Source organism: Phycisphaeraceae bacterium (genome assembly GCA_019636675.1).
Lineage (GTDB): Bacteria > Planctomycetota > Phycisphaerae > Phycisphaerales > UBA1924 > JAHBXC01.
Window position 1 is genome coordinate 140,899 of record JAHBXC010000001.1, and the last position, 26,606, is coordinate 167,504.

The 26,606-nt window shown below is 69.0% G+C and carries 24 protein-coding genes and 1 tRNA gene; 10 read left to right on the forward strand and 15 right to left on the reverse strand.

The annotated features are described in order from the left end of the window. Position 1 precedes the first annotated feature (1 nt). Positions 2 to 75: transfer RNA gene (locus KF684_00620), tRNA-Arg, on the reverse strand. Positions 76 to 237: 162 nt separating this feature from the next. Here KF684_00620 and KF684_00625 point away from each other — a divergent pair. The 7 genes from KF684_00625 to KF684_00655 all read left to right on the forward strand — a co-directional run bounded on the left by KF684_00625 (position 238) and on the right by KF684_00655 (position 8,596). Then, positions 238 to 1,509, forward strand: a complete 1,272-nt coding sequence (locus KF684_00625) for a hypothetical protein (protein ID MBX3351409.1) — start codon at positions 238 to 240, stop codon at positions 1,507 to 1,509. 146 nt (positions 1,510 to 1,655) lie between these two features. Continuing rightward, complete coding sequence (gene cyoE / locus KF684_00630; protein ID MBX3351410.1) at positions 1,656 to 2,648, forward strand: heme o synthase; 993 nt, start codon at positions 1,656 to 1,658, stop codon at positions 2,646 to 2,648. A 17-nt stretch (positions 2,649 to 2,665) separates the two neighbouring features. Next, the gene (locus tag KF684_00635; GenBank protein MBX3351411.1) at positions 2,666 to 3,607 is read left to right on the forward strand and encodes an ABC transporter ATP-binding protein; all 942 of its coding nucleotides are present in this window, start codon (positions 2,666 to 2,668) and stop codon (positions 3,605 to 3,607) included. Then, positions 3,604 to 4,389, forward strand: a complete 786-nt coding sequence (locus KF684_00640) for an ABC transporter permease (GenBank protein MBX3351412.1) — start codon at positions 3,604 to 3,606, stop codon at positions 4,387 to 4,389. The genes KF684_00635 and KF684_00640 overlap by 4 nt, the downstream gene beginning before the upstream one ends. Beyond that, positions 4,386 to 5,105: an SCO family protein gene (locus tag KF684_00645; GenBank protein ID MBX3351413.1), complete on the forward strand. Its 720-nt coding sequence runs from the start codon at positions 4,386 to 4,388 to the stop codon at positions 5,103 to 5,105. Before KF684_00640 ends, KF684_00645 begins: the two co-directional genes overlap by 4 nt. A gap of 681 nt (positions 5,106 to 5,786) precedes the next feature. Then, positions 5,787 to 7,277 carry an ATP-binding protein gene (locus tag KF684_00650; protein ID MBX3351414.1) on the forward strand — a complete coding sequence of 497 codons (1,491 nt, stop codon included), beginning with the start codon at positions 5,787 to 5,789 and terminating at the stop codon, positions 7,275 to 7,277. Between the two features lie 161 nt (positions 7,278 to 7,438). Next, entirely contained in the window at positions 7,439 to 8,596 is a 1,158-nt protein-coding gene (locus KF684_00655; GenBank protein ID MBX3351415.1) for a DegT/DnrJ/EryC1/StrS family aminotransferase, read from the forward strand. Positions 8,597 to 8,660: 64 nt separating this feature from the next. Here KF684_00655 and KF684_00660 read toward each other — a convergent pair whose 3' ends face one another. The 3 genes from KF684_00660 to KF684_00670 all read right to left on the reverse strand — a co-directional run bounded on the left by KF684_00660 (position 8,661) and on the right by KF684_00670 (position 11,103). Further along, entirely contained in the window at positions 8,661 to 9,761 is a 1,101-nt protein-coding gene (locus KF684_00660) for a hypothetical protein (protein MBX3351416.1), read from the reverse strand. A gap of 435 nt (positions 9,762 to 10,196) precedes the next feature. Beyond that, the gene (locus tag KF684_00665) at positions 10,197 to 10,841 is read right to left on the reverse strand and encodes a biliverdin-producing heme oxygenase (protein MBX3351417.1); all 645 of its coding nucleotides are present in this window, start codon (positions 10,839 to 10,841) and stop codon (positions 10,197 to 10,199) included. Between the two features lie 61 nt (positions 10,842 to 10,902). Beyond that, positions 10,903 to 11,103, reverse strand: coding sequence for a hypothetical protein (locus KF684_00670; protein MBX3351418.1), 201 nt, complete (start codon positions 11,101 to 11,103; stop codon positions 10,903 to 10,905). 102 nt (positions 11,104 to 11,205) lie between these two features. Between KF684_00670 and KF684_00675 the strand changes: the two genes are divergently transcribed. Both KF684_00675 and KF684_00680 read left to right on the forward strand, forming a co-directional pair. Beyond that, on the forward strand, positions 11,206 to 12,036 hold the full coding sequence (locus tag KF684_00675) for an RNA pseudouridine synthase (protein ID MBX3351419.1): 831 nt from the start codon (positions 11,206 to 11,208) through the stop codon (positions 12,034 to 12,036). Positions 12,037 to 12,110: 74 nt separating this feature from the next. Beyond that, positions 12,111 to 12,929 (forward strand): DUF2726 domain-containing protein, encoded by an 819-nt coding sequence (locus KF684_00680; GenBank protein ID MBX3351420.1) that lies wholly within the window; start codon positions 12,111 to 12,113, stop codon positions 12,927 to 12,929. Positions 12,930 to 12,932: 3 nt separating this feature from the next. On the opposite strand, the gene KF684_00685 is transcribed toward KF684_00680, so the two are convergent. The 6 genes from KF684_00685 to pdhA all read right to left on the reverse strand — a co-directional run bounded on the left by KF684_00685 (position 12,933) and on the right by pdhA (position 18,092). Continuing rightward, complete coding sequence (locus tag KF684_00685) at positions 12,933 to 13,643, reverse strand: hypothetical protein (GenBank protein ID MBX3351421.1); 711 nt, start codon at positions 13,641 to 13,643, stop codon at positions 12,933 to 12,935. Positions 13,644 to 13,828: 185 nt separating this feature from the next. Then, positions 13,829 to 15,184, reverse strand: coding sequence for a 2-oxo acid dehydrogenase subunit E2 (locus tag KF684_00690; protein ID MBX3351422.1), 1,356 nt, complete (start codon positions 15,182 to 15,184; stop codon positions 13,829 to 13,831). A 38-nt stretch (positions 15,185 to 15,222) separates the two neighbouring features. Further along, entirely contained in the window at positions 15,223 to 15,639 is a 417-nt protein-coding gene (locus KF684_00695; GenBank protein ID MBX3351423.1) for a hypothetical protein, read from the reverse strand. After that, entirely contained in the window at positions 15,640 to 16,710 is a 1,071-nt protein-coding gene (locus KF684_00700; GenBank protein MBX3351424.1) for an alpha-ketoacid dehydrogenase subunit beta, read from the reverse strand. Continuing rightward, a complete protein-coding gene (locus KF684_00705) occupies positions 16,707 to 16,925 on the reverse strand; it encodes a hypothetical protein (protein MBX3351425.1) in 219 nt (72 codons plus the stop codon). Before KF684_00705 ends, KF684_00700 begins: the two co-directional genes overlap by 4 nt. Positions 16,926 to 16,961: 36 nt before the next feature. Further along, complete coding sequence (gene pdhA / locus KF684_00710) at positions 16,962 to 18,092, reverse strand: pyruvate dehydrogenase (acetyl-transferring) E1 component subunit alpha (protein MBX3351426.1); 1,131 nt, start codon at positions 18,090 to 18,092, stop codon at positions 16,962 to 16,964. A gap of 196 nt (positions 18,093 to 18,288) precedes the next feature. Here pdhA and KF684_00715 point away from each other — a divergent pair, with 196 nt between their 5' ends. Continuing rightward, positions 18,289 to 20,691, forward strand: coding sequence for a hypothetical protein (locus tag KF684_00715; GenBank protein ID MBX3351427.1), 2,403 nt, complete (start codon positions 18,289 to 18,291; stop codon positions 20,689 to 20,691). Positions 20,692 to 20,697: 6 nt separating this feature from the next. Here KF684_00715 and KF684_00720 read toward each other — a convergent pair whose 3' ends face one another. The 5 genes from KF684_00720 to KF684_00740 form a co-directional block, all read right to left on the reverse strand. Then, positions 20,698 to 21,780: an FkbM family methyltransferase gene (locus KF684_00720; protein ID MBX3351428.1), complete on the reverse strand. Its 1,083-nt coding sequence runs from the start codon at positions 21,778 to 21,780 to the stop codon at positions 20,698 to 20,700. Continuing rightward, positions 21,777 to 22,877, reverse strand: coding sequence for an FkbM family methyltransferase (locus KF684_00725; GenBank protein MBX3351429.1), 1,101 nt, complete (start codon positions 22,875 to 22,877; stop codon positions 21,777 to 21,779). The genes KF684_00720 and KF684_00725 overlap by 4 nt, the downstream gene beginning before the upstream one ends. 28 nt (positions 22,878 to 22,905) lie before the next feature. Further along, complete coding sequence (locus KF684_00730) at positions 22,906 to 24,072, reverse strand: hypothetical protein (protein MBX3351430.1); 1,167 nt, start codon at positions 24,070 to 24,072, stop codon at positions 22,906 to 22,908. Positions 24,073 to 24,173: 101 nt separating this feature from the next. Beyond that, on the reverse strand, positions 24,174 to 25,364 hold the full coding sequence (locus tag KF684_00735; GenBank protein MBX3351431.1) for a hypothetical protein: 1,191 nt from the start codon (positions 25,362 to 25,364) through the stop codon (positions 24,174 to 24,176). A 72-nt stretch (positions 25,365 to 25,436) separates the two neighbouring features. Next, positions 25,437 to 26,546 carry a glycosyltransferase family 2 protein gene (locus tag KF684_00740; protein ID MBX3351432.1) on the reverse strand — a complete coding sequence of 370 codons (1,110 nt, stop codon included), beginning with the start codon at positions 26,544 to 26,546 and terminating at the stop codon, positions 25,437 to 25,439. Positions 26,547 to 26,606 lie beyond the last annotated feature (60 nt).

Consider the following 26,606-nt stretch of genomic DNA (forward strand, 5'->3'; position numbering starts at 1 on the left):
ACGCCCCGGGCAGGATTCGAACCTGCGACCGACGGATTAGAAATCCGTTGCTCTATCCAACTGAGCTACCGGGGCACGCGGGCCGGAGACACGCGCGGGCGACGCCGAACCGACCCGCGTGAGCGTAGTTCCGCGCGCCCGCGTCGCCAAGCCCACCCCCCACGGGGGATAGGCGTCTCGGCCGACTTCCTGTACCCTCTGGCGAGGCGCATACCGCGCCAGGAAGGGAGATTCATCATGCGTGCATCCACGGTTGTCCCCGGCGTTCTCCTCGCGACGCTCGGCTGCGCTTCGTCGGCACTCTCGCAGCAGGCGTATGTCATCAACGACCGCACCAACGACGTCATTTGGCGCGTCGTCGATCTCGACGCCAGCGGCGTCATCGACGAGAACGAGGTCTTCGCGTACTTCACCGGCGCCAACGCGCCCGGCACGCTCCCGCCGCAGAACCCCTCGACGCTGACCGCCTCGTCCAACGGCTGGGTCGCGATGGGCGACCAGATCAACCGGCTCATCTACCTCCTTCGCGACAACAACGCCGACGGCGACGCCGACGACCTGGGCGAGAGCGTCGTCTACGCCGACGCGACCAACCTGTCCGGCGCGTCGTTCGCCTTCCCCACCGGCGCCGCGTTCGGCCCGGGCGGACACCTCTACATCGTCAACGCCGGCAACGCGTTCGGGCCCGACGCCGTCTACCGGCTCGTCGATCTCGACAACAACGGAGACTGCAACGGCCCCGGAGAAGTCACCTTCTACCTGGGCGAGGGCGCCTTCGGTCCCGGCAACGGGCCGTTCTCCCCGCAGGAGATCGCCTTCATCGGCGATGTCGGCTACCTGCGCAACTCCTCCGCCGGCCTCCACGGCGTGTGGCGCTTCGAAGACCTCGACAGCAACGGAGTCGCCGACGACGCCGGCGAGTTCACCGTCTTCTTCGACGCGACCAATCAGTCCGGCATCGTCCCCGCCGCTGGCTTCCCGCTCGAGGCCGACCTCGCGCGCCCCGGCTCGCTCTACTTCCTCGACATCGCCCCCGGCGCCGTCGATCGACTCATCCGCCTCACCGACCTCAACGCCGACAACGACGCCAACGACACCGGCGAGGCCGTGATCGTCTACGAGAACGCCGCGTCCGGCTTCACGGCGATCGACGTCGTCTCGCTTGCCGACGGGCGCGTGCTCATGACCGACGCCGGCGGCGACATCGTGATCGTGCTGGAAGACCTCAACTCCGACGGCGACTTCATGGACGCCGGCGAAGCCACCGTCTGGTTCGCCAACTCCACGCCCCTCCTGGGCGATGTCCGCCAGATGTCCCCCCTGGGCTCCACGGCCCTGCCGGGCGACACCAACGCCGACGGCGTCGTGAACTTCGCCGACCTCAACAATGTGCTCTCGAACTTCGGCCTGCTCGGGCTCGCCCTGCCCGGCAACGTGAACTCCGACGCCCAGGTGAACTTCGCCGACCTCAACCTCATCCTCAGCAACTTCGGATCCTCCAAACCCTGAGCACCCGCCCCGACGCCCCGCCAGATCCCGCCCTCACGCTGCCCCGCGCCGCCCGCGGCACGGCTATCGTTCCGTCCGATTCCTGCCCAGCCGCACGGGGTGCTGCCGGGCAGGACTCATCGCCCGCCGTGCCGCAGGAACAAAGGGTGCAGACCGCTTCGACCATCGCCGCAGACCCCCTGCCCGCTCGTCCAGCGACGCGCGCGGCGATCTGCTGGCGCGACATCGGCGAGCTGACCAAGCCACGCATCACCAAGCTCGTCGTCGTGACCTCGCTCGTTGGTTTCGCGATGGCGGCGATGATCCACGGCGGCGCGTCGCGCTCGCCGCTCTCGCTGGCGCTGCTCGCCCTCGCTGCGGCCGTTGGCACCGCGCTGTGCTCGTCCGGCGCCGCGGCGCTCAACGAGTGGTACGAGCGCGTGCGCGACAAGCGCATGAAGCGCACCGCCGACCGCCCGATCCCGGCAGGTCGGATGTCGGCGCGCACGGGCCTGCTCATCGGGCTGGTCCTCTGCGCGATGGGTCTCGGGACGCTCTGGGCGTTCACGAACCTCGGCGCAACGCTCGTCGCGCTCGCGACGATCGTCAGCTATGTGTGGCTCTACACGCCGCTCAAGCCCTACACGCCCCTCGCGACGATCGTGGGCGCCGCCCCCGGCGCGCTGCCCCCGCTCATCGGGTGGACCGCCGCGTGGCCCGGCGCGCCCTACGGCCTCGACCACCCGGGTGGCTGGTCCATCGTCGCGATCATGACGGTGTGGCAGATACCCCACTTCCTCGCGCTCGCGTGGAAGTACCGAGAGGACTACGCGCGCGGCGGGCACCGCGTGCTCCCAGTCGTCGACCCCAGCGGCGTGAGCACCGCGTGGACCTCCATCGTCTGGTCGATCGCGCTGATCCCCATCTCGCTCGCGTCCGTCGCCGCGATGCGCACCGACGACGACCGGCTCCTGCTCGGAGCCCCCTACGCGATCGTCGCGCTGCTCCTGGGGCTGGGCATGCTCGTCGCCGCGATCCGGTTCGGTCTCCGGCGCGACGACCGATCCGCCGCGACGCTCTTCTTCGGATCCATCGCGTACCTCCCGCTCATCCTCATCGCGATGGTCGGCGACGCGATCGCCACCTCGCTCCTGAGTTGACCGATACGCACCAGACAATGCTCGCGATCGACGCGCACGAACTCCGACGCGTGTACCCGGCCCGGCGACGATCCCCGGCGCGCACGGCGCTCGGCTCTGTCTCGCTGCGCGTCGAGCAGGGCGCGTTCCTCGCGCTCCTCGGGCCCAACGGATCGGGAAAGTCCACCCTGCTGCGCATCCTGGCCACGCTCGACGCGCCCGACTCCGGATCGCTCGCGCTCTTCGGCGCGCCGCCGTCCGGTGCGCTGCGAGAGGTCCGCGCGGCCCTCGGGGTGGTCTTCCAGCGCCCCGCCCTCGACCCGCTGCTGACCGTTCGTGAGAACCTCGTCAATCACGCCGCCCTCTTCGGCATGCGCGCCGGCGACGCGAAGGCGGCCGCGCTCGCGTCCGCGGCCCGGCTGCGCGTCGAGGACCGCCTCCATGATCGCGTCGGAACTCTCTCGGGCGGGCTGCAGCGCCGCGTCGATCTGGCGCGAGCGTTCCTGAGCGCTCCACGGTTGCTCCTCCTGGACGAACCCACCACCGGGCTCGACCCCCACGCGCGCGCGTCCTTCCTCGACGCGCTCGAGACGCTGCGACGCGAGACCGGCGCCGCGATCGTCCTCTCGACGCACCTCATGGACGAAGCCGAACGCGCCGACCGGGTCGTCCTCCTCGCCGACGGCGCAATCGTGGGAGACGACGCCCCGGGCGCCCTTCGCGCCTCGCTCGGCGGCGCGGTCCTGCGCCTGTCTCCACAGGACGGCGCGCCGCTCGAGGGCCTGCCCCTCCGCGTGCTCAGGCGAGATCGAGAGCTGATCGCGTCGGGCGCGAGCGACGACATCGCGCACGCCGCGAGTGAGCTGGCGACGCGCGGCGTCCCCTTCGCGTTCGGCCCGCCCACGCTGGGCGATGTCTATTCCGCGCGCGCCGGTCGCTCGCTCCACGACGACGCGAACCGGGGGGAGCCCGCGCCGTGATCACGCACCCCGCGCTGCGCGCCATCCTCACCCGCGAGCTCGTGCGCATCGTCCGACAACCGGCTCGCGTGGTCGCCGCCCTCGGGACCCCCCTGCTGATCTGGGCCTTCTTCGCGGGCGGGTTCGCGTCCGCGTTCGCGCCGGGGGGCGGGGCCGACGCCGCGCCCGACTACGCCGCGTTCCTGCTGCCCGGCGCGATCACGCTCAGCGTCACCTTCAGCTCGATCTTCTCGGCGCTCTCGCTGATCGAAGACCGCAACTCCGGGTTCCTGCAGGGCGCGCTCGTCTCACCGGCGCCCCCCTGGACGATCGCGATCGGCAAGTCGCTGGGCGGCGCAGGCGTCGCGCTCGCGCAGGCGGCCATCCTGCTCGTCGCCGCGCCGCTGGTCGGCGCCGCTCCCGGCGCAACGGGGTACCTCCTCGCGCTGCTCGCCGTCGCGCTCACCTCGCTGGGCGTCACGGGCGTCTCCCTCGCCTTCGCGTGGCGGATCCGGTCCAGCGAGGGTTTCCACGGCGTGATGAACCTCGTCATCATGCCCATGTGGCTGCTCAGCGGCGCGGTCTTCGACATCGCCACCGCCGCCCCTTGGCTCCGCGCCCTCGCGACGCTCAACCCGCTCGCGCACGCCACCACCGCGATGCGATCCTCGCTGCTCGGCTCCGTCGACGCCACGGCGCTCTCATGGACCGCCACGGTCCTGTTCGCGGCGCTCGGCTGCGCCGCCGCCGTCGGGTCGATGCTCCGCGCTTCACGACCCGGGCGTGCGAACAATCACGCATGACACGCGACGACACGAACACCCCAGGCCAGCCAAACCCACGAACCCCCAGGCCCAGGCGCGTGCGCCGCCCGCTGAGCATGCGCCCCGTCGCGTTCCTCGTCGTGTTCGGGCTCAGCACCGTCCTCGCGGTGCTCCTCTACGACAACTTCCGAAACCCCGCGTCGCGCGCGTTGCAGCAGGACCCCGGCCTCGAATCGCTCGTCGTCCCCGAGTTCACGCTCACGGCGCAGGACGGGCGCGCCATCTCCCGCGACGACCTGCTCGGGCATCTCACCGTCATCGACTTCTTCTTCAGCAACTGCCCCGCGATCTGCCCCGCGCTCACGCGATCCATGAAACGCATCCACGACGCCGTCGGCGATCGCGGCGTGCGCCTGCTCAGCATCAGCGTTGATCCGATCAACGACACACCCGCGGCGCTTCGCGAGCACGCACGCGAGGTCGGCGCCGACCCGCGCGTCTGGACCTTCGCGACCGGGCGCGATTTCGAGGAGATCGCCGCCATCAGCGAGGGCGGCCTCAAGCTCGGCTTGTCCAAGGACTCTGCGCGCCGCATCCCGCTCCCCGGGGGCGACGACATGGAGTGGATCGACCACTCCGGCAAGCTGATCCTGCTCGATCAGGACGCGCGGGTCATCGGCCTCGCCAGCGGGCTCGACGAGCGCGAAGTCGACCAGCTCATCAGCCGACTCCTGCGCGCGACCTCTCGCAGGTAGGCGACCCCTCGCGCGCCCGGCGGGGCGTCCGGGAACCGCGACGACGCGCCGTCCGTACTTTTTGCCGAGTTGTTCTCTCCTCCTCCAGCCCGCTTGCTCGAGACATCGATCGGGCGGGCTTCCGGGTCGGGCGACGTGCGCCCTCCTGGCGCTCCTGTCAACCTCGTTCGCGCGAACAGTCCCCCCACGAGGGGATGAATCGCCGCCTTCGTGGACAACCCGCGGAAAACCCCGCCGGCATGGTCGCGTAAGCCCATGCGCCGTCAGCGGTTGAATCGTGTCCACGATCGCTCCGCACGATTGGGCAACCGGTGGATTGAAAAATCTGCGCGTTCGTAAACCCCCGAAAAACACGCCGTTGCGCCCCCATTGCCCGCCCCTGCACAACACACGAGGGCTTGTATCGGCGCGCGTGAGTCTTTACCGTTCGCTCACGGTCACGGATCGGCCGACGCCTCTGGGCTTCTGACTCCGCCCAACGCGTCGACCACCCCGGCATCGACATCGTTCCCCAACGCGACAGGGCGAGCGCCCTCCGCGAAGGCGGTCGTGTCGTCTCGTCGCGGCGGTCGCGCAGCAAGCAGCACTCTCCCACAGGCGACATCGAACGGACTCGGCGTCCCCCTCTTCCCCTCCCGGTCTCGCCCCGACGCGGCACCGATGCTCACGGAAAGGACTGCCGTGACCCCAGCTCTCTCGTTGGATGTCCCTCTCGCACCAACCAACGGCGCTCCGGCGTCGGGCACGCTGCGCACGACCCTCGCCGCCGCGATCGGGCAGGACCGCTTCGATCGCTACTTCGGCGCCGACCCCGACTCCATCCGCGTCGACGCCGGCCACGCCGCCGTCCGCGTCGGCACCCCCTTCATCGCCGAGACCGTCCGCCGTCGCTTCGGCGACGCGCTCCAGAAGGCCGCACGCGACCTCCTGGGCCCCGACGCGATCGTCCGCGTCGAGATCGACCCGGGCGCCTCCGACGCCGCCTGCGCCAACGAGCGGGCCGTAGCGGCCACCTCCGCTCGACAGCAGACATCCACCCGCCCCGCCTCCCCCACTCGCGCCCTCGGGCAGGGCGCCGCCTGGCGCAAACTCGACGACTTCATCGTGGGCGACTCCAACCGCCTCGCGTTCGAGGCCTCCTCGCGCATCGCCACCGCCGACGACGCCAGCGCCTTCGCCTCCCTCTTTCTCCACGGCGAATCCGGCATGGGCAAGACCCACCTGCTCCAGGGCATCGTCACGCGCTTCCGCGAGCGCCACCCCGGCGCACGCGTCCGCTACACCACCGGCGAACAGTTCACCAACGCCTTCATCCAGGCGCTCCGCGCCGGCAAACTCGACGAGTTCCGACGCCAGTTCCGCGCCCTCGACCTGCTCTGCATCGACGACGTCCACTTCCTCTCCAACAAGTCCGCCACCCAGTCCGAATTCCTCCACACCTTCGACGCCATCGACCTCTCCGGCGCACGCGTCGTCCTCGCCTCCGACGAGCACCCCCACAAGATCAGCCGCTTCAACGAGAAACTCGTCTCCCGCTTCGTCAGCGGCATGGTCGTCCGCCTCGAACGCCCCGACCCGCGCACCCGCGCCGAGATCGTGCGCCGTCTCCTCCTCCGGCGCGGGCTCATCCCGGCCCCGGGCGTGTGCGAGGGCGTCGCCGACCGCTGCGCCGGATCGGTCCGCGAGCTCGAGGGCGTCGTGACGCGCCTCGTCGCGATCCGCGAACTCGCCCCCTCGCACGACGACTCCGGCTCGACCGTACACCCCTCGCTCGTCGAGCGCGCGCTGGGCGGCGCGTCGCGACCCTCGTCCGCGTCGCGACGCCCGCTGACCACCGAACAGATCGTCGACACCATCGCCGAGCACCTCTGCGTCTCCAAGGCCGAACTCCTGGGCGCCGGCCGGCACCGGCGCGTCGTCCTCGCGCGGTCCCTCGCCGCGCACCTCGCACGCCAGCTCACCACGCGCAGCTTCCCCGAGATCGCCAAGGACCTGCGCCGGCCGAATCACTCCAGCGTCGTCACCGCCTGCTCGCGTCTCGCGAAACAACTCCTCGCCGACGAGACCGTCGACGCCGGCGAGCGCCACGGCGTCCTCGCCCTCTCCTCCCTCGTGGAACGACTCACCGCCGCCGTGCACGACGCCGCCTCGCGCGAGTGCCGCGCCGCCTGACAGACCATCCCCTCGGGCCGACCCCGATGTCGGCCCCTCTCTCCTCAGCGTCGCGGGCTACCCTCGATTGGAGCGGGCATCCTCCCCCGCTCGATGAAAGAGGGCAGCCCGCGATCGCTTTTTTGACGAGCGACATCCCCCGGACGAGAGACGCCTCCCCCATGCTCGAAGAGATCCCCCTCAGCAAGCCCGACATCACCGAGCGCGAGATCGAGCGCGTCGTCGCGACCATGCGCTCCGGGCGTCTCTCCATAGGCCCCATGCAGGAGCTCTTCGAGCGTCACATCGCCCAGCGCACCGGCCGACGCCACGCGATCGCCTGCTCTTCGGGCACGATGGGCCTGCACATGTCCCTGCTCGCGCTCGGCATCGGCCCGGGTGACGAGGTCATCACCACGCCCTTCTCGTTCATCGCGAGCGCCAACTGCATCCTGTATGTCGGCGCCAGGCCCGTCTTCGTCGACATCGACCCGCGCTCGCTCAACATGGACCCCGAGCGCGTCGAGGCCGCCATCACCCGGCGCACCAAGGCCATCCTCGCCGTCGAGACCTTCGGCAACCCGGCCCACATGGACGCCTACCGCGCCATCGCCGCCCGCCACGAGATCCCCCTCATCGAAGACTGCTGCGAGGGACTCGGCGGCGCCTGGAAGGACCGGCCCGTCGGCGCCTTCGGGCGCGTCGGCGTCTTCGGCTTTTATCCCAACAAGCAGATCACCACCGGCGAGGGCGGCATGGTCGTCACCGACGACGACCGCGTCGCCGACATCTGCCGCTCGCTGCGCAACCAGGGGCGCGCCGTCAACATGACCGGCAGCGCCACGGGCGCGTGGCTCTGCCACGAACGACTCGGCTACAACTACCGCCTCCCCGAGATCAACTGCGCGCTGGGCGTCGCCCAGATGGAGCGCTTCGACGAGATCATGGCCATGCGCGACCGCGTGGCCAACCGATACATCGAGCGCCTCATCGGCGTCACCGACCTGATGCTCCCCACCATCGAGCCCAGCTCACGCATGAGCTGGTTCGTCTTCGTCGTGCGTCTGCGCGCCGACTACACGCGCGAGGAGCGAGACCGCATCATCGCCGGCATGCGCCGCCACGATGTCGGCGCGTCGGACTACTTCCCCTGCATTCATCTGCAGCCCTTCTACCGCCAGATGTTCGGCCACCACCCCGGCGAGTTCCCCATCGCCGAGTCCGTCAGCCAGCGCACCATCGCGCTGCCCTTCCACAACCGCCTCGCCGAGCACGAGCAGGACTTCGTGGTGCAGACCCTCGAACTCATGCTGAGCCGCGAGAACATCAAGCGGTCGTGAGGGGAAGGGAGCGGGGAACGGGCAGCAGAAAAGGCAGGAGACGGGAGCGGGCGAGAGCGCGAGCTCAGCGCCGCCGTCGCACGCCGACGCTCAGGCCCCCGAGCAGAATCAACGCTGTCGGTCCCGGCGCGGGGATCGCCGCGGCCAGCCGCAGCGAGACATAGGTGCCGGTCGGACCTGAAGAACGAAGGTGCATACCCAGCTCGCCCCATTCCGTTGGCATATGGCTCTTGCCACCGAAATACAGCCGCCGTTGCTGGAGCTCCTGGACCTCGCTGTTCCAGCCCTCGGTCCACTCCGCGCCCCCGCCCGCCGAGTCCAGCAGGCCCCACGGGCTCTGCGTCTGCGCGTAGGCGCCAACATCCAGCGGCCGCAGCTGCCCCTCGGGCCACTGGAACCCGTCGCGACCCGCGTTCGTCTCCCCGCCCAGCGCCGGGTCGCCGGGGACCGGCGCATCATCCGAGCCGTGGCCGTACAGCCAGTAGCCGCCCTGACCCTCGCCGTGGCGGTTGGGGTCGTAGTAGGTCGCCTTGGTCAGCTCGTCCTCCGAGGGGATCCAGAACCGCGAGCCCGGAGAACGCGTGTCCTGATCCGTCCAGTACGGCGCCCCCAGCGGGCCCACGGGGATGCGCACGAAGGTCGTGGTGTCGTACACGCCGGTCTCGAAGTCGGCGCTGGTGACCTCGCTCGGCCCCTTGGCCCCATGGTGCAGCCAGTTCACCATGCGCGCGAAGAACTGCCAGGTCGACGCGGCGGGCTGATTCGCGCGCGCCGCGTCGACGGTGTAGCGGGGCACGCCGCCGACGGGGCCGAGGTAGGTGATCGGGCTGTTCGCGCCGCCCGTGGTCGCGGACGCCGCCGTCATGTCTTGGCCGACGATGCCCGAGCGGAAGTTGGCGGGCATCACCGGCGCGTAGGCGTTGAGGAAGCCGAGGTACTGACCCCAGGTGACCTCGGTGGTGGAGACCCGGTACTCGTAGTCAACACGCCCCACCGTGCGCGAGCCGAAGGTGACGGGCGCGTTGCCGGCATCGCCGATGGTGCTGAAGGTGTAGCCGTGCTCCTGCGTGAAGCGCAGGTGCTGGTTGTTGTGCACGCCTTGCGCAACGACGAATGACGCACACGCGAGCACGCTCCCGACAGAAACACACGAACGGATCTTCACGGCGACGCTCCTCGGAACGGAGTGACTCGATCAACGCGGCCCCCGACGGGCGCGTCCTGTGCAGCCACAATCTACCGGAAACGCTGCCACATTGGAAGGTCTGAGAACCGGAAAGTCGGAGAAATCCGAGACCTCGCTATCCGGCCCCCTCTCCTGTTCGGCGCAGCCGAATGGGAGAGGGCTGGGGTGAGGGCTACCCCTTCTTCGGGCTTCGCTCCTCAACCTCTGTCTTTCTCTTCTCTTCTCTTCTCTTCTCTTCTCTTCGGCGCACCGGGGCATTCCTGACCCGGGCTCTTTCTCTACCGTGGCTCGATCCCGCGCATGCATCATCATCTCAGCGGAATGCACGACGAACCGTGGCGCGGCCTGCGGCCGTACCACGCCACCGTTGAGGAAAGTTGACACCACACGCCGGGCGTCTCCGCGTTGAACCTCTTACACCGTCGCCGCGCGCTGCTCGAGGGTCACCAGGTCGTCGCCGATCTCGCTGATCGCGCGGAACATGTCGCGGGCGGCGGCCACCATCGCGTCGCGTTCCACCTCGCTCACCGTCATCGCGTCGAACTCTTCCTTGTACACAGCCCACAGCGTCTTCTGGTTCTCGCCGTAGGGGTCGTAGTAGCGCGTGCCGGCGTCGCTCTCGAAGGCGTAGGTCTGGCGGATCGCCTTCGCGATGAACCGGCCCCCGTTGGTGCTGCCCTCGAGGACATAGTGCATGCCCAGCAGCGCCATCGGCTGCTCGGCGCGCGCCATCTCGATGGTGGTCATCAGGCGTTTGGCCGCCGGGAGGGGAGAGACCGTGCCGATGTCGACGCCCAGCGTGCGCAGGTCCTGCTCCAGACGCTCCTGCTGGAAGCGCCCGTCCTGGATGATGCGCCCGACCGAGGGCTTCGAGGTGCGCAGCTCGCGCAGCGCGCTCTCGAGCGCGCGGTGCACACACAGCAGCTGCCCCAGCAGCGACGCGTACATCTCGCGCGACAGCTTGCCCTGGATCAGCCCGCGCTGGATCGGGTGCCCCTCGGCGTGCTTGTGCAGCTCCCAGGTGGAGTCCTTCAGGTGCTCGGTCAGCGTGCTCGTCATCGCGTGTGTCGCTCTCTCGTCGTGCATGGGAAATCGGTTCGCCCCCGCGGCGTCCCGGACTCTATCGCGCCGCCCAGAGCGCGATCACCCCGGGGATGATCAGCCACAGCAGGCCCTTGATGAAAAAGAACAGGAACCCGGCGACGCCGAACCGCGCGATCAGGCGCTTCCAGCGCGGGCCGGCGCCCGGGGCCGGCTCGGGCGTGGGATCCGGGTTGCTGGCCGCGTCGACAGACAGGACATTGTTGAGACTCATTCTCATCTACTCCAGAATAGACCCCGCCCCGTGGGGCGTCGAGCAGAACGGCGCAATCCCCCGGCCCTCCATGACATCCCGGCGCGGCACGCCTTCACTGCGATCCCCGTGAACCTCTCCGTCGAGCCCAACCCGCATGTCCCCTACCGCCTCGTCATCGAGGCGAACGACTACCTCGTCGTCGACAAGCCGGCCGGCGTCTCCACCCAGCCGGGCAAGGGCACCCTCACGAACTCGCTCCTCAACGGCGTTTTTCATCGCTTCGGCGCCCGCCTCCAGAACCTGGGCGAGTCGCGCGATTTCGGCCTGCTGCACCGTCTCGACAAGGACGCGTCGGGGCTCGTCCTCATCGCGCTGACCATCGACGCCTACCACGCGCTGCGGGGCCAGTTCGAGCGCCGCACGATGGAAAAACGCTACTGGGCGCTGGTCGACGCCCGCCCCACCAAGCCCGCCGGCGTGGTCCGCAAGCCCATTCTCGAGGTCCAGGCGCGCGAGAAAACCGCGAAGATCCACCCGGCAGGCAAGCCCGCCGCGACGGCGTACCGCGTGATCGACTCCTCGCGCACCGCCTCGCTGCTGGAGTGCCGCATCGGGCCGGGGCGTCTGCACCAGATCCGCGTGCACCTGGCGTCGATCAAGTGCCCCATCCTCGGGGACCGTCGCTATGCGCCGCCGATCATCGCCGAGCGCGCGCGCCGGCTGGCCCTGCACGCGTTCCTCCTCGGCTTCGACGACCCGACCACAGGGGAACGCGTAGTGGCGACCTCGCCCTGGCCCAACGACCTCAGGAACGCCCTCCGGGCCGCCAAACTCAAGACGCCCAAGGCGGATCTGGAGCCGAACTCCACCCGATTGGTCGAACCGACCGATGAGGAGAGCCGAACAGAATCCGGGGGCGACGCCGACGAGCAAGCGGCCCGCCCTCCAACGCCCTGAAGGACACGGCCGGCGCGGACGCCGCCGCAGGGCAGACCGCTTGTGGCCGCAATGGAAGGCAAGGGAGGCCGGCCATGCTCATTCTCGTCTGGACGCTCGCCGGGGTCGCGATCCTCGCCGCTGTCTGGTCAATCGTCTCAGCGGTTCGCGCCGCGCGCTCGCGATCCACAAAGATCACGCCCCTGGGCGCCTCGCTCGAGGGCGCGTCGGGCGATCGAATCCCCTTCCGCGACGAGATCACCCCCGCCGGCGTCGGCCTTCTCCCCGAGAACCCGCCCCCCGGCTCTCCCGTGCTGTCCGACTCGCTCCACGGCGAGCCCGTCGAGCCGTGGACCGGGCCCCAGCTCGACTCACTCCTCGACGAGTCTGACGCCGCCAGGCAGGGCTGGCCACGGCGTGTGATGACGCCCAACGGACCGATGGAGCTGACCTCGCCGCCCTTCAAGCTGCGCAACTCCATCATGACCTGGCGCGAGCGCGCGTACGCGCGAGCGATCACGGCGCGCATGCCCTCGGGATATGTCCTCTGCCCCCAGCTCCGCCTCGACACGCTGCTCGTGCCCACGCGCCCCGACGAGCGCCCGGCCGACGACTGGCGCACCTGGCGCCAGCGCGTGCGCGTCCGCGCCATCGACTTCGTCGTCTGCCGCCTGCCCGACTGGGCGCCGGTGCTCGCGATCGAGATCGACCGCGGCAGCCCCGAAGCAACGCGCGACACGCAGGACAAGATGACCGTCGAAACCCTCGCCGAGGTCGGCCTCGCGCTCGTGCGCTGCTCGGGCTCGCCCGAGAAGGACTGGCCGATGATCGAGCCCTACGTCCCCGAGTTCGACGACATCGACGAGATGCCCCCCGGCGCCAGTCTCGACGACCGCCCGGCCGAGAGCGCGTGAGCGTCAGCGAACGCCGAGGATCCAGCCCTCGAGCGTGGCGGCGATCCGTCGGCTTTCGTTCGAGATCGAGCGCGAGGGCGACAGCATCTCGCAGACATCATCATCACTCGCGTCGAGCACAGCATCGCGCGTCGCGATGACCTGGCGCGCATCGTGGATGTGATGGTTGACGCCCGCCGCGCGATCGTTGAACAGCGACGGATAGATCTCGGTGAACACGATTGCATCCGAAGCGAGCGTCGATCGCATCTCGTCGCCCCATCCCGTCTCAAACGGCCAGATTCTGGCGCGCGAAGCGATCTCCTCGTCGCGAAGCAGCCGCCCGATCGTGGCGAGCCCGAGCAGCGACTGGCTCCCCACGCTCCCTGCGCCCAGCAATTGCCATGCGCTCTTCGGCGACGCCCCCGCCGCGCGGCGCTGATGCTCCTCGACGACCCGGTACTCCCCGACCAACCGACCGAGCGGTTTCGTGGGCCTCATCGACCCGTTCGCCCGTGCGGGCGGACACCCCCAGAACGGCCCGTCGCCCCCGAACTTCGCGGCCAGTTCCTCGTTCAGCTCTCCCGCGATCGCGAAGCGGTTCGAGCGGTTCCGCGCATCATCGCTGATGCGACTCGCGAGCATCTCGCACAGCGCACGCCCGCTCGGCATCGTCGGCCCGCCGGTGTGGGAGGGGTATCCGAACGGAAAGTCGAAGCCGACGAGCGTGCGCACTGTCTCTTCGCGCAGCCTCTCGAGCAGCCATGTTTCCGATGCATGCCGCGTGCGAAAGTATTGAGCACTCTCGCGCCGTGAACGCGTGCCGTCGGCAATCCAGATCGCGTCTTTACTCTCTCGCGCTCGGGAGGGCGCATTGCGCCCTGACCAATCGATCATCACGACGCGCTTGAAGAGGGTGCTCACACCAGCAATGTAGCAGGCGCCTCCAGCATCCGCTTGACCGTCTGCAGATACTCCGCAGCCATCGCGCCGTCGATCACGCGGTGGTCGCTGCTCATCGTCATCTGCATCTCGTGCCCGACGACGATCTGGCCGTTGCGCACCACCGGCTTCTCCACCGCGGCCCCCACCGCCAGGATCGCGCTGTTGGGCGGGTTGATGATCGCCGTGAAGTGCTCCACGCCGTACATCCCGAGGTTCGAGATCGTGAAGGTCGAGCCGTCCATCTCCTCGACGCTCAGCCCCTTCGCGCGGGCTTTGTCGGCCAGGCGCTTCGTCTCGGCCGAGAGTTGGCGCAGACCGGCGTGGTCCGCGTCGCGCAGGACGCCCACGACCAGCCCGCCCCCACGCTCCATCGGCAGCGAGATCGCCACGCCGATGTTCACGCGGTCCTTGAGTTCGATCGACGCCGCGTCTTTGGTCTGCTTCCACGACGCGTTGATGTGCGGGTGCTGGTGCATCGCCAGCGCGCACGCCCGGACGAGGAAGTCGTTCACGCTGAGCTTGACGCCCTGCGCCTTCAACTGCTCGTTCAACTGCGTGCGCAGCGTCAGCAGCGGGTCCATGTCGACCGCCATGGTGACCTGGTAGTGCGGGATCGTGGTCTTGCTCTCGACGAGACGGACCGCGATGGTGCGCCGCATGTTGGAGAGCGCGACCGATTTCGCCTCGAGCTTCGCGCCCACCGGCGGCATGCTCGGCGCAGGCGCGCCGCGATCGGCCTTCGAGGGCGATGCCGCCGCGGGCGACTTCGCCGCCGCCTCGACATCCGCGCGCACGATGCGCCCGCTCGGCCCCGTGCCCTTCACCTCGGCCAGATCAACACCCATCTCCTCCGCGACCTTCTTCGCCAGCGGCGACGCGAAGATCCGCCCACCGGAGCCGGACCCGTGCGAATCTTCCCCGGAGTCATCGTCGACCACCGCCGTCGCCGCGCCGTTGCTCGACGCCTTCCCGTTCGACGACGCCACCTCGGCCCCCGCCTTCTTCTCCCCCCCACTCCCCTTCTTCTCCGCGCCCTCTGCGGTGGAACTCTTCTTCCCCCCGAAAGACGCCTTCACCTTGGCCGCGTCCTCGCCCTTGCCCGCGAGCACGACGATCACCTCGCCGATGCCGACATTGTCGCCCTCCTTCGCCGCCAGGGTCGCGACCGTGCCCTCGTCGAAGGACTCGAGTTCCATCGTCGCCTTGTCCGTCTCGATGTCCGCGAGGATCGTCCCCGGCTTGACCGGGTCACCCTCCTTCACATTCCACTTCACAACCGTCCCCTGCTGCATCGTGTCGGACAGTCGCGGCATCGTGACTTCAATCGGCATAGGTCTTCCTCGCTTCGTGAACCGCCTACAGGGTAGTCTTACTTCTCGGCATGAAGGGGCGCCGCGGATGCCCGTTCCGCGATGATCCAGCCGCCCAGACAGTAGCTTGTGCCAATCTCAAAGAACTTCAGGGGTGTCCCCCGCAGTATCTCGAGCAACTCGTCGAGTGACGCTGGCTGGTCATGCTTGAGGGGCACGACCCGGGGATCCAAAGTGTGGGCGATCCGATCCTCGAGTTCCTCAAGGGTTCGATCCCACGGATGCTCCACGATCTCGAACAGGATGTTCTCCACGCCTGGCGCATCGAATTCCACCGCAGCGACGCCCTCAAAGGTCAGCCGCGTGGGGCTTCCCGGCATTCCCCCGGGAGGATCAAGGTCAAGGAAGAGCTGCCGCGATGCGCATCGGTGCTCGTACCGCACCACACACCAGTCGTGGAAGTTGTGCGGCAGCACTCACGCCTGCCCCAGCGTCTTCTTCACCGCAGCCACGATCTTTCCCTTGTGCGGCAGGAACGCCTGCTCCAGCCGCTTGCTGTACGGCGCAGGCACATCGTCGCTGTTCACGCGCACCGGCTGGGCGTCCAGCCAGTCGAACCCGCGCTCGATCACCTGGGTGATGACCTCGCTCGCGACGCTCGAGAAGGGCCACGACTGGTCCACCACCACGAGCCGGTTGGTCTTCTTCACGCTCTTCAGCACCGACTCGATGTCCAGCGGGCGGATCGTGCGCATGTCGAGGATGTCGCACTCGATCCCCTCCTCGCGCAGTTCCTTGTCCGCCTCCAGGCAGAAGTTCACCGGGCGCCCGAACGACACGATCGTGCACGCGTCGCCCTCGGCGCGCAGCGCCGCCTTCCCGAAGGGGATGTAGTACTCCTCCTCGGGCACATGGCCCTTGTCGCCCAGCATGCGCTCGGACTCGAGGAAGAACACCGGGTCGTTGTCGATGATCGCGGTCTTGAGCAGGCCCTTCGCGTCGTACGGGTTGCTGGGGATCGCGATCTTCACGCCCGGGACATTCGCGTAGAGCCCCTCGACGCACCAGGAGTGCGTCGAGCCGAGTTGCCCGCCGGCGCCGTCGTTGCCCCGGAAGACGACCGGGCAGCCGAACTGCCCGCCGCTCATGTAGAGCATCTTCGGCGCGTTGTTCAGGATCTGGTCCGCCGCGACGAGGGAGAACGACCACGACATGAACTCGACGATGGGGCGCAGCCCGCGCATCGCGGCGCCGATCGCCATCCCGGCAAAGCCGTTCTCGCTGATGGGCGTGTCGATGATGCGCTTCTCGCCGAACTCCTCGAGCATCCCCTGGCTGACCTTGTACGCGCCCTGGTACTGCGCGACCTCCTCGCCCAGCAGGTGCACGCGCGGGTCGCGCCGCATCTCTTCGCTCATCGCCTCGCGCAGCGCCTCGCGGAACTGGATGACGCGGTCGCCGTCGCGCGAAGGCAGCGGTTTGTCGAAGTCCGGCTCGAACGACCAGCGGTTGTAGAGAGTGGCGTCGGGCTCAACGAAGGTGGTCATGCGTTTGACTCAGAGGGATTGGTGTCGGTGGGTTGCTGCTGCTGCTTCTGCTGTTCCTGACGCTGCCTCTCTCGCTCCGCCACGCCCCAGGACCCCGAGATCACCGGCTTGGTGTACACCCGGTCGACCTTGCCCGGCTTTGCGAGCACGATCCCGATCACGCGCACCGCGGCGACCCCGATGGCGAGCACGATGATGGGGATGAGGAGTTCCATTCAATCAATCCTCCAGCGAGGCGATCCGGAGCGATCTCACTCGCCCTCAAGGAGCGGGTTCCGCGCGCCATGCGTGTAGTCACGCATCGGGCTCATCTGCGGAAGGGGGTTCACATACACATCGCTGTACAGTTCCGTCTCGGGATCGGGCTCGGGCGCTTCCTCGGCGAACTTCACCGCCGCCAGGACCTGCTCGCGGATCTCGTCCTGCATCTGCGTCCACTCGTCCTCGGTCAGGCACTTGCGATCGCGCATCAGGTGGCCCACCAGCATCGCGATCGAGTCCTTCTCCTTCTCGTACTTCTCGACTTCCTCGCGCGTGCGGTACTTCTGCGGGTCGCTCATCGAGTGGCCCTTGTACCGATAGGTCCTGATGTCGACGAACGCCGGCTTCTGCTCCTCGCGGCACTCGTCGGCGATCGCCTTGAACTCCTCGTAGATGTCGAGGATGTCCATCGAGTCGATCTTCCGCGAGAGCATGCCGTAGGCCCGGCCCTTCGCCGTCAGGTCGTGGGCCATCGTCGTGCCGCGCTCGATCGAGGTTCCCATCGAGTACATGTTGTTCTCGACGATGTAGATGACCGGCAGGGAGAAGAGCCCCGCGAGGTTCATGGACTCGTGGAGGCAGCCCTGATTGAGCGCGCCGTCGCCGAGGTAGCACAGCGCCACACGCTTGGGCGGGTTCTCGTTGCCATAGACATCGCGCTTCAGGACCTCGCGCTCGTACTTGACGCTGAAGGCCAGGCCGACGCCAAGGCCCGACTGCGCGCCGACGATGCCGTGCCCGCCGTAGAGCTCGTTGGGGCGGTCGAACATGTGCATCGACCCGCCCTTGCCCTTCGCGCAGCCGGAGATCTTGCCGAACATCTCGGCCATGCACGCCTCGGGGCTCATGCCGCGGGCCAGCGCGTGCCCGTGGTCGCGATAGGCGGTGACGACCGGGTCGTCCTTGCGCACCGCGGCGAAGGTGCCCACGACGAGCGCCTCCTGGCCGGTGTACACGTGGCAGAACCCGCCGATCTTCGCCTGCTGGTAGGCCTGCGCCGTGCGGCTCTCGAACTCGCGGATGAGCTGCATGTCGCGCAGCCACCCCAGCAGCGTCTCGTTGTCGAGGCCGGGGGTGTGGGACGAAGGTCGCTGCGCTCGGTCTGCTGTCACGGTCGTCATAACCTCTCCGGGTGCCGTGGGCCGGGGCGCGGTCCCGGGGGGCGTCCCGGCCGGCCTTGCCGCGTCATTCTGGGAACCCGACTCTAGGCGATTCGGCCCCTGCGCCGCCAAGGCCCGGGCCTCCACAAACCCATCTCCGATCATTCTCGGCCCGTTTGCCGACCTTCCCCAGCCGACGCGCCGATAACCCTCTCAGATGTCACCCCCCGGCGCTCCGACAGCCCCCCGAACGCGGCCCTCGCCCGTCGAACGCGACGCACTCCTGCGCCTCGCAGCGGGCGCGCCCTGGGGCTTCCTCGCCCCCGCCCACGAGCACCTGGCCGCCCACCGCGACGATCACGAGATCCGCCTGCTCGCGGCCCTGCACCTGACCGAGCTGCGACTTCGCACCGGCGCAATGGAACACCTCGCGGCGCTCTCGCCCGAAGTCCGTTCGTCGCCCGAGGCGGCGCAGATCGAGGCGTCGGCGGCCCGCCTGCCGTCGGACGAACTGACGGGCGACCAGCGCATCGCCACCTGCCGGCGCAACCTCGAAGCGCTGGGCGACCGCGCGGGCGGGCTGGCCGACGCGTTCGACCCGTGGGCGGCCGCGCATGCGCACTCCGTCAAACACTTTCGCGCGAAGGACGGGAACATCGTGTCCCGCGGCGCCAACGGCTGGAGCGGGCTCCGTGACGCCCGCGCCAACGCCTCGCGCCCGGCCGCGCCCGCCGACGCGGCCGAGACGCCCCCGCTTCTCATCGACGGGCTCACCACACCGTGGCTACTCGAGAAATCGCTGCGCGACACGCCCCCCACGCCCAACGGCTACCGCGCGCCGGTGCTGGTCGTCGAGCCCGATCCGATTGCGGCGCTCGACGCGCTCTCGCTCCTCGACCTTTCGTCCCCACTCGCCGATGCCCGCGTACGCGTGTTCACCGGCGACCGGGCGATCGACGCGCTGCGTGACTGGCTCGCGGCGCGTCCCGACGCGCGACTGCCGGGGCCGCCCCTCCGCGAGAGCCCGCTCACGCACGGCCAGCCCGCGCTGCGCGACACGCTCACCGGGCTCATCTCCGCACAAGAGCGCGCCCTCCTCGCGTTGCGCGATCGCGTCGAGGGTGTCTACTCGGAACGCGACCGTTCGTGGTGGGCCGCTCGGTTCGCCGACCGCGCGAACAATCCGCTGCGCGTCCTCGTCGCGACGAGCCGGTTCTCCTCGTTCGTGCGTTACTCCGCTCAGGACATCGCCCAGGCGATCGACAGCGCCGGCCACCAGGCGCGGGTGCTGATGGAGGCCGACGAGCACTCGCTGCTCACGGCGCTGTCGTACTGGCGGGCCGTCGACGACTTTGAGCCCGACCTCGTCGTGGTGATCAACTACCCGCGCGCTTCGCTCAAGAGGTGTTTCCCGGACAACCTTCCCTACGCGTGCTGGGTCCAGGACGCGCTCTCGCACCTGTTCACCTCCGAACTGGGCGGAGCGCAGGGCGAGCTCGACTTCCTCGTCGGCCACTTGCACCCGACGCTCTTCGAGAAGTTCGGGTACCCGCGCTCGCGCGCCATCCGCTCGCCCGTGCTCGCCTCGGCGCACAAGTTCCACGCGACACCCGCGACGCGTGAAGTACGCGAACGCTTCGAGTGCGAGGTCGGCTATGTCGGACACCAGTCCGAGCCCCCCGAGCGCCTCCGCGAGCGCCTGCTGCGAGAAGCCACCGCCGGCCCGATGCGCGGCGCCATCGACCGCGTCTGCGCCGGCGTGCCGGCGATCATCGACGACGCGATGGAGCGATCCCCGCAGGGCGGCCTCGACGCGCTGACCCGCTCCGCGCTGAAGGAAACACTCGGCCGAGAACCCGACGAGGCGAGCGTCGCGCTCCTGCACACCCGCTGCACCCAGCCCTTCGCCGACCGGGTGTTCCGACACCAGTCGCTCGCGTGGACGGCCGACATCGCGGAGCGCAGGGGTTGGAGGTTCCGCATCCACGGGCGGGGCTGGCAGAACCACCCGCGCCTCCGCGCCTTCGCCCGCCCCGCGATCGAGCACGGCGAGGACCTGCGCGCGTGCTATCAGTCCGCCCGCGCACACCTGCACATCTCGATCAACACCCTGGCGCACCAGCGCGTCTTCGAGTGCGCGCTGTCGGGCGGGCTGCCGATCTGCCGCATGCACAGGGACGAGCTCTCGGCAACGGAGACATGGTGTGCGCGCGAATGTTTGACGCGGGGCGAGTGCTGGCTGCACTGGCTCCCGCTTTCGGCGGATGTCTACCCCGTTTCCTGGCACCCGTGGTTGATGCGCCTGATCTCGACGAAGCAGCGCCTGGGCCTGGCGTGCCACCACCACATCGCGATCGACCCGGCGTACCGCGTTCGGGCGACGGCCGACGCCGTTGTCCCTCGCCCGATGCAGGCGGATCACTTCCTCGGGGACATCCCTTCGCTGACCTTCTGGTCGTGCGAGACACTGGAACTGGTGCTTGCCTGCGCGATCGAGCGTCCGATCTGGCGCGTTGACGCAAGCGCTGGCATCGCATCGAGAGTGAGAGCGGACCTCACCTACGAGAGCTTCGCCCCGCGCATGCTGGCCGATGTCGCCGCGATGCTGGCCACGCCCTGAAGCGGATCAACCCGCGGCGCAGGCAGCTTCGAGGCCAGCGGGGTCGTCGCTCGAATACAGGCGGATTACTCGGACACCACTGGCGCGAAGGGGCTCGCTCGCCTTCCAGAGCGCGGGCTCGTGGCTGTTCGCGGAGAGAATCACCGCGTCAAGGCCCATATCCATGGCCCGCTGGCGTGTGACGATCGGGAAACCCCAGAGCGATTCGCCCGAAGCACCGAGCGCGTCGTCGATCACGCACACGACGGACGCTGCTGGCGACATCAGGACATCGCCCAGCGCGCGGGTGTGTTGCCCGGCGCCGTAGAGCGCGACGCGGGTGAGCCCTTCGCGTTTGCAGAGGTCCAGCGCGCGTCTGACCCGGTTCTGCCAGTACAGCCGCTCGTCGTCGAGGAACTCGGGGGGCTTGACCTCGCACAGCGCGTCGCGCCGAACCCAGAGAGCGTCGCAGGCCGTGGATCGCTGGTCGGGGCCTTTGTGATAAATCTCGTGCATCTGGTGCAGCGAATAGCCCAGCGAGTTCAGGAAGAGATCGATCTGCGAGAAACTGGCGGCGCCATCGTACTCGGGGATGAGCTGCGCCTCGCTGAAGATCCAGGTGGTTCCCTCACCCAGCAACCGGGTCGCGCCGCGGAGCACATCGAGCTCGAGGCCCTGCACATCGATCTTGAGCGCGTCGACGCGGGCCACGCCGGCCTCGATCGCCCAATCGTCGAGCCGGACGCATCGGACGGGAACGGTCCGCACGCGTTCCACCCACTGGCCGTACGCGGAAAAACCCTCTGCGCTCGCGGGCAGAAGACTCGACAGCAGGTGATTGCGGGTGATGTGCATCATCGCCTGGCCGTTGCGGTCGCCTACCGCCAGGGGGTGCGGCACGAGGCCGGGGGTTCGCTCGGCACGCTCGGCGAGCCGAGTGAACATGTCAGGGGCGGGCTCGAACGCGTGCACGGTGGCGTTGGGGAAGACATCGAGCATGCGCCGAGCCACCGCGCCCTCGTTCGCGCCGATATCGAGGAGCGTCAGCGGCGCGTCCCGCGGCAGGGTGCGTGTCATCGTGACGAATGGATCGGTGTCGAGGAGTTTCATGCGTGCATCGCTCCCACGAGCTCACTGAGGCGTCGGGGCGACGCGTCCTTGACGGACGCCCCGTAAAGCCGGATCACCTCGACGCCGGCGGCGCGGATATCAGCGGATATCTTCCACAGGTCGTCCTCGAACAGGTCCGACGAGAGGACGACCGCGGAAACGCCCATCGCGATCGCCTGGTCGCGTGAGACGATGGGGAAGCCCCAGAGACGGTTGCCCTGCCGTCGCGGGTCGTCGTCGATGACGCACGCGACACGGACCGGGCACTCCATAAGGATCTCTGCGAGGCGGGTCCGCGTGTGGGCGCCTGCCCCATAGATGGCGATCTGATTGAGCCCGCGCGCCGCCAGCCGGTCGAACACCCCGCGGAGGCGGGCATTGAGTTCGTCGAGAGGCAGTGAAGGCGGGTTGCGCCGGAGCGCGTCGAGGGCCGGCTGCTTGATCCACAGCGCGTCACAGCAGGAGGTCTCCTGCAGCTCACCCTTGGTCTGGATGTCGACGATCTGGTGCAGTCCGAACCCGAGCTCCCGGAGTGCGGCATCGATCTCGCCGAAAGTCGTGGCGCCCTCGTACTCGGGGATCAGCTGCGCTTCCGAAAACACCGCGACAACCGAGTCGCGAAGCAGGCGCTTGGCGCCCTTGAGCAGCGCACCCTCGAAGCCCTGCACATCGATCTTCAACGCATGCACCTCGGGAACCCCGTGCTCCGCGGCCCAGTCGTCGAGGCGGAAGACATCGACCTGCTGCGTCCGCTCACGCTCGAGCCAGTCGCCGTGGTACGCCAGGCCCCGCTCGCTCGGCGGCAGGAAGCTCGCGGTCCACGAGTTCTTGTTCACATTCATCCGGGCCGTCGTGTTGCTGTCGCCCAGCGCGGCGTTCACCGGACGCAGACGCGGGAGTCGCTCGGCTCGCGCACGCAGCGTTTCGAAGGTCTCGGGGATCGGCTCGAACCCATAGACCACCGACCGCGGAAACACCTCAAGAAGGCGCTCGGCCACGACGCCCTCGTGCGCGCCGGCGTCGACGATCGTCCACTCCTTCGCCGGATCGAGGACCCACGACATCATCTCGAACGCGTCGTATTCCGTCAGGCGCATCGGGCGCTCCAGTGAAAGGGGCTCGTCTTCAGGCGGTCTTTCGCTTCGTCGTGGCTTCCTGCGTCGCGAGCGGGCCGGCGTGCATCGCGGACTCGTCCCCGTACAGGCGGATGACCTCGACGCCCGCGGCGCGCAGCGGCTCGCTCTGCGCCCACAGGGCGTCCTCGTGGCTGTTCGCCGAGAGCACCACCGCGTCCAGCGACATGCGCATCGCCTCGTCGCGCGTCACGATTGGGAAACCCCAGAGTTTCGCGCCGCGCAGCGAGGGCTTGTCGTCGATGATGCACGCGATCTCGACCGGGGGCTCCATCAGCAGCGCGCCGAGCTGACGCGTGTGCGTGCCGGCGCCGTAGAGCGCCACACGCCGGCGCCCCCGATCGCGGCACGTCTCGAGCGCCTCTCGCGCGCGGTTCACCCAGGCCTGCGTCACGCGATCGGGCGAGTAGCGGTTCGTCCAGTGGTGCTCGGCGAGACGGTTGTCGCCCTCGCGCAGCGGCGCCGGGTCGTACTTCCAGATCTTCCCGTTCGGCCCGGGGAGGGGCTCGTGCCCCGGCCAGTCGGCCCACTTGCGCGCGATGTACAGCTCGACGTCGAGCTTGTCCTTGTTCTGCACCGCGGTGGTCCAGTAGGCGGGCTTGTCCTCGCCGCGACGGGTGAAGTGCTCGTGGCGCTGCGAGAGGTCGGGGCGCTTCCAGAGGGCGTTGAGCCCTCGCGCGACCCAGTGCAGCTCGTTGTCCGCCCAGTTGTGCGCATAGCCCTCGCACATCGGCCCGCGACCCTGGTACATCAGGTCGCAGAAGCGCCGGCCGAGCCAGGGCGAGCCGCAGTAATGCGGCGCCCACATGTAGTCATCGCCGATGGGCTGCATGACGCCGAACCCGTCGGGGAACCGCTCGAAGAACTGCTCGGCGATCTCGCTCGCCGTGAGGTTCGGGTCCGGAAGCATGTCGTCGCCGCCGGAAACGATGATCCCCGCGCTGCGAGGAACGATGCGTTTGGCGAGGATGTTGATGGACCGCGCCCAGCCCGGGTAGGTGTCGCTCCACTCGCAGATGTCGGCTGGGATCTCGGCCCGCTCGTAGTTCTGCAGGATCGCCACCTTGTAGCCCATGTCGCGCCACGCGGGCAGAACCTCGCGACAGTTCCTCGGGTTGGCGGAGGGGATCGCGAACCAGACTTCGGGCGTGCGGGACATCGTGGCTCCGTTTCGCGGCAGGCGGGACGCTGCGTGGCGTTCCCGGACTCTGGGTTATCGACGCTTCGCAGAGGCGGTCTTGAGGGCGTTCTGAGGGCGATTCACGCTGCCGCGGTGTCGCGCTTGCGGTCGGCCGACTCGATCGGGCCGCGGATTCGCTCGTCCCGGTCGCCCCGCCACATCCCGCGCTCGCCCTCGTAGAGCCGGATCACCTGGACCCCCCGATCGCGAAGGGGCAGGGCCGACTCGAGCAGACGCTCCTCCATGCTGTTGGACGACAGGATCACCGCGTCCAGGTTCAGCGTGAGGGCGTCCTCGAGCGAGACGATGGGGTAGTTCCAGAGCGTCGTGCCGCGCAGGTCGGGGTTCTCGTCGATGATCGCCACGACCGTCGCGGGCGGGTTGCGCAGCGAAGCGCCGAGCCCCTTGGTGTGCGTGCCGGCGCCGAAGAGCGCGACACGCTTCATTCCCTGATCGGCGCAGCGCTGGAGAGCCCCGGTCATGCGGGTGTTCCAGGTGTCGCCCAGACCGGCGCCGCCGTACATGTTCATCCAGTGGCGCTCGGCGAGGCGCTTGGTGTCCTCGCGCATCGGGGTCGGGTTGAAGACCGGGCTCTTGGTGTGCTTGGCGCCGGCCAGGGGCTCGTGGCCCGGGAAGTTCTGCCAGCTTCGCGCAATGAAGAGCTGGACATCGGCCCGGTCCTTCGGCTCGACATTGTTCGACCAGTACTTGGGCTTGCCCTCGCCGGTGCGCCAGAAGTGCTCGTGGTGCTGCGCGAGGTCGGGACGCTGCCAGAGCGCGTCCAGGCCCTTCGCGAGCCAGAAGAGCTCGAGGTCCGCCCAGTTGTGCGTGTATCCACCCCACATCGGCCCGCGCCCGTGGTACATCCGGTCGATCCACCCGCGCCCGAGCCAGGGAGAGCCGCAGTAGTGCTCGGCTTCCATATACGCGTCGCCCTGGGGCTGCATGACGCCGAAGCCATCGGGGAAGCGGTCCATGAACTGGCGCGCGATCGCGTGCGCCGGCGTGTGAGGGTCGGGCAGCATGTCGTCGCCGCCCGAAACCACGATCGACGCGCTCTTGGGCACAACCTCTTTGCAGAGGATGTTGATCGACTGCGCCCACCCGGGGTACGAGTCGCGCCAGACGGTGATGTCCGCCGGGATGCGACCCTCCTCGTAGTTCTGCAGCACCGCGATGCGATAGCCCATCTCACGCCACACCGGCAGCGTCTTGCGGCAGAGCTCGGGGTTGGCGGACGGGATCGCGTACCAGACTTCGATGCTCGACATGCGGCGCTCCGCGCGGGGTGGGTCGGCGTGGGCAGACAAACAGAGGGCGGCTTTCTCGGACCGCCGCTCCCGTTATCGGCCAGCCCGCCCACCCACTGCAGTCCCAAAGGCGTTTCCTGCGCGAAGATCCCGATCCCCGGCGAGGTGGGCCTCCCGCTGTACGCCGTCGTGCCGAACGCCGTCGACGGCGCGAAGGAACCCCACCCGCCAGTGCCACCGCTTGAGCGCCAGGTGCTGCTCGTAGAGCGCGTTCATCAGGAAGCCCGGCTGTCGGCCGTCGATCGCGCCCGAAGGCAGCGTCGCCGTCCGCTCGAACGACGCGCGCAGACGATCGGCCAGCGCCCGGTCACGCTCGACGCTGTCGCGGCAGAAGGCTGCCTCGGCTTCGGTGGTGATGTCACGCCCGAAGACCTCGCGCGCAAACAGGGGTCGCGTCTGCGCCACCCCCCAGGCGGTGCGTCCGAGGACCTCTTCGCGAGCGAGGTAGCCGCGCGGCTCGTACCGATGATCGTGCAGCGCGACGGCGCCGGGCCGATACAGCACCGGCATGCCCCGCTCGCGCTGGAGCCGGTGCGCGAGTTCGAGATCCTCGTAGTAGATCGGGTCGGGAAAGACCGTGTACCCCCCGGCGTCGAGTGCCGCGTCGCGCGGCATCGAGAGGTTCATGTTCCACGCGTGCCGGAAGCCCCAGTCGTGGTCTGCGTCGTGCAGGTGGGGAGACGCGAGCATCCGGTCGTAGAAGAAGACCATCGAGGTCTCGCGGATCATGCGGTCGAAGAGCCGGTCGGGCTCGTGGACGACCCATGGCGTCGCGCCGAGGACCATCGCGCCGCCGCGGGGGAGCGCTTCTTCCTGCGCGCGCAGGTGCGCCTCGACGAAGCCGGGCTCGGGGAGGATGTCATCGTTGATGGACAGCACGAAGCGTCCGCGCGCCGCGCCGAGGAGTTCGTTCTTGGCGTGCGCGATGCCGCGGGCCGGGCAGCGGATCAGGCGCAGGGCAAAGGGCGTCTCGGTCGCGAGGCGGGTGACGAGCCGGTCGGATTCCGCGTCCTCGCCGTCGAGGGCGACGAGGACCTCGAAGCGGTCGGGCGGGAGGGTCTGCGTCGCGAACGCGCGCAGGCACGAGCCGAGTTTGCCGGTTCGTTCGCGGGTAGGCAGGATGACGCTGATCGCTGGGTCCAAGCCGGGCTTATCGGCCCGCGAGCAAGCCCCTCGTGAGCGCAGCGTGCCCGACAAAACGCG

Coding starts and splice junctions, on each gene's coding strand:
- KF684_00730 (MBX3351430.1), bottom strand. CDS start 24,072: ATGTCCCGCACGCCCGAAGTCTGGTTCGCGATCCCCTCCGCCAACCCG.
- KF684_00720 (MBX3351428.1), bottom strand. CDS start 21,780: ATGAAACTCCTCGACACCGATCCATTCGTCACGATGACACGCACCCTG.
- KF684_00625 (MBX3351409.1), top strand. CDS start 238: ATGCGTGCATCCACGGTTGTCCCCGGCGTTCTCCTCGCGACGCTCGGC.
- KF684_00735 (MBX3351431.1), bottom strand. CDS start 25,364: ATGTCGAGCATCGAAGTCTGGTACGCGATCCCGTCCGCCAACCCCGAG.
- KF684_00645 (MBX3351413.1), top strand. CDS start 4,386: ATGACACGCGACGACACGAACACCCCAGGCCAGCCAAACCCACGAACC.
- KF684_00705 (MBX3351425.1), bottom strand. CDS start 16,925: ATGGAACTCCTCATCCCCATCATCGTGCTCGCCATCGGGGTCGCCGCG.
- pdhA (MBX3351426.1), bottom strand. CDS start 18,092: ATGACGACCGTGACAGCAGACCGAGCGCAGCGACCTTCGTCCCACACC.
- KF684_00655 (MBX3351415.1), top strand. CDS start 7,439: ATGCTCGAAGAGATCCCCCTCAGCAAGCCCGACATCACCGAGCGCGAG.
- KF684_00635 (MBX3351411.1), top strand. CDS start 2,666: ATGCTCGCGATCGACGCGCACGAACTCCGACGCGTGTACCCGGCCCGG.
- KF684_00690 (MBX3351422.1), bottom strand. CDS start 15,184: ATGCCGATTGAAGTCACGATGCCGCGACTGTCCGACACGATGCAGCAG.
- KF684_00715 (MBX3351427.1), top strand. CDS start 18,289: ATGTCACCCCCCGGCGCTCCGACAGCCCCCCGAACGCGGCCCTCGCCC.
- KF684_00670 (MBX3351418.1), bottom strand. CDS start 11,103: ATGAGAATGAGTCTCAACAATGTCCTGTCTGTCGACGCGGCCAGCAAC.
- KF684_00700 (MBX3351424.1), bottom strand. CDS start 16,710: ATGACCACCTTCGTTGAGCCCGACGCCACTCTCTACAACCGCTGGTCG.
- KF684_00725 (MBX3351429.1), bottom strand. CDS start 22,877: ATGCGCCTGACGGAATACGACGCGTTCGAGATGATGTCGTGGGTCCTC.
- KF684_00665 (MBX3351417.1), bottom strand. CDS start 10,841: ATGACGAGCACGCTGACCGAGCACCTGAAGGACTCCACCTGGGAGCTG.
- KF684_00680 (MBX3351420.1), top strand. CDS start 12,111: ATGCTCATTCTCGTCTGGACGCTCGCCGGGGTCGCGATCCTCGCCGCT.